The sequence below is a fragment of the Olleya sp. KKT75 genome, from assembly GCF_055635485.1.
This window is the reverse complement of sequence record NZ_CM145759.1, coordinates 1,962,501-1,965,000: the sequence shown is the minus strand read 5'-3', so window position 1 is coordinate 1,965,000 and position 2,500 is coordinate 1,962,501. Positions and strand designations below refer to the sequence as shown.

Below are 2,500 nucleotides of genomic sequence, written 5' to 3'. Positions count from 1 at the left end.
TCTTTTAGCTTCTGCCTTTTGCCTCTTTCCTTCTATCTTTTGGGTTTTGCAATTTTACTTCTGCCTTTTGCCTCTTTTTTTTAGCTTTTGGCACTTACTCCGTCCTTTTATTTATTTGAGTATAAAGCACAAAAAAACCCTTCATAAATAAATATGAAGGGTTCTCTAAAAAGGCGACGACCTACTCTCCCACAATGTAGTACCATCGGCGCAAATGGGCTTAACTTCTCTGTTCGGAATGGTAAGAGGTGAGCCCCATCGCTATAATCACCTTAAATCTTTCGGTGTATGTAGTAGTAACTACTTAACCGTATAAAATAACATATTGAAAAAATGATTCATGAAAATCTGTATTGAACTTTATAAAAAACAGGCGTACAATAAGCCTATGGGTTATTAGTATCACTCGGCTATGACATTACTGCCTTTACACCTATGACCTATCAACGTAGTCATCTCCTACGACCCTTTAAAGAAATCTCATCTTGTGGTGGGTTTCGCGCTTATATGCTTTCAGCGCTTATCCCTTCCCAACGTAGCTACTCTGCAATGCTCCTGGCGGAACAACAGATACACCAGAGGTTAGTCCAACTCGGTCCTCTCGTACTAGAGTCAGATCCACTCAAATTTCTAACGCCCACTGTAGATAGAGACCGAACTGTCTCACGACGTTCTGAACCCAGCTCGCGTGCCACTTTAATGGGCGAACAGCCCAACCCTTGGGACCTTCTCCAGCCCCAGGATGTGACGAGCCGACATCGAGGTGCCAAACCCCCCCGTCGATATGAGCTCTTGGGGGAGATCAGCCTGTTATCCCCGGCGTACCTTTTATCCTTTGAGCGATGGCCCTTCCATACGGAACCACCGGATCACTATGCTCTTGTTTCCAACCTGATCGACTTGTAGGTCTCTCAGTCAAGCACCCTTATGCCATTGCACTCTACGCACGATTACCAACCGTGCTGAGGGTACCTTTAGAAGCCTCCGTTACTCTTTTGGAGGCGACCACCCCAGTCAAACTACCCACCAAGCACTGTCCCTTCATTGAAGGTTAGACTCTAGACAAGCAAAGGGTGGTATTTCAACAATGACTCCACAACGCCTAGCGACGCCGCTTCAAAGTCTCCCACCTATCCTACACATTACTTATCCAAAACCAATACTAAGCTATAGTAAAGGTGCACGGGGTCTTTTCGTCCCACAGCGGGTAATCGGCATCTTCACCGATACTACAATTTCACCGAGCTCATGGCTGAGACAGTGTCCAGATCGTTGCACCATTCGTGCAGGTCGGAACTTACCCGACAAGGAATTTCGCTACCTTAGGACCGTTATAGTTACGGCCGCCGTTTACTGGGGCTTCATTTGAGATCTTCGCCGAAGCTAAACCCTCCACTTAACCTTCCAGCACCGGGCAGGTGTCAGGCCATATACGTCATCTTTCAATTTAGCATAGCCCTGTGTTTTTGATAAACAGTCGCCTGGACCTTTTCACTGCGGCCACCCCGAAGGGTGGCGACCTTTCTCCCGAAGTTACAGGTCTATTTTGCCTAGTTCCTTAGCCATGAATCTCTCGAGCTCCTTAGAATTCTCATCCCAACTACCTGTGTCGGTTTAGGGTACGGGCTGCTTCTCTCGCTTTTCTTGGAAGTCGATTTGCTAGATTATCACCGCGACCGTAGTCTTAGTGTACTATCGGGGGGTTACCCCTCCCTTCAACGCACAATTCCGTCTGTGCGCACTAACTTTTCGCCTCCGTCACTTTTAATGAGAGCAGGTACAGGAATATTAACCTGTTGTCCATCCACTACCCCTTTCGGGTTCGCGTTAGGTCCCGACTAACCCTCAGCTGATTAGCATAGCTGAGGAAACCTTAGTCTTTCGGAGTGCGGGTTTCTCGCCCGCATTATCGTTACTTATGCCTACATTTTCTTTTGTAGCTACTCCAGCATCCCTCACAGAACACCTTCAACGCCACTACAATGCTCCCCTACCACTTTTACAAGTCCATAGCTTCGGTAATATGTTTATGCCCGATTATTATCCATGCCGAACCGCTCGACTAGTGAGCTGTTACGCACTCTTTAAATGAATGGCTGCTTCCAAGCCAACATCCTAGCTGTCTAAGCAGTTCAACCTCGTTTTTTCAACTTAACATATATTTTGGGACCTTAGCTGATGGTCTGGGTTCTTTCCCTTTCGGACATGGACCTTAGCACCCATGCCCTCACTGCTGATTAACATTTTATAGCATTCGGAGTTTGTCAGGAATTGGTAGGCGGTGAAGCCCCCGCATCCAATCAGTAGCTCTACCTCTATAAAACTATAAATCAACGCTGCACCTAAATGCATTTCGGGGAGTACGAGCTATTTCCGAGTTTGATTGGCCTTTCACCCCTACCCACAGGTCATCCGAAGACTTTTCAACGTCAACCGGTTCGGTCCTCCACTATATGTTACTATAGCTTCAACCTGCCCATGGGTAGATCACACGGTTTCG

2 rRNA genes (1 of these 2 running past the window's edge) are annotated in these 2,500 nt (G+C 47.0%); both read right to left on the bottom strand.

Annotation, left to right across the window (positions count from 1 at the left end):
- Positions 1-168: 168 nt before the first annotated feature.
- Positions 169-275: ribosomal RNA gene (gene rrf, locus ACZ2G2_RS08585) — 5S ribosomal RNA — on the bottom strand.
- 101 nt (positions 276-376) lie between these two features.
- Positions 377-2,500 (bottom strand): 23S ribosomal RNA (locus ACZ2G2_RS08580) (it continues 697 nt past the right edge of the window).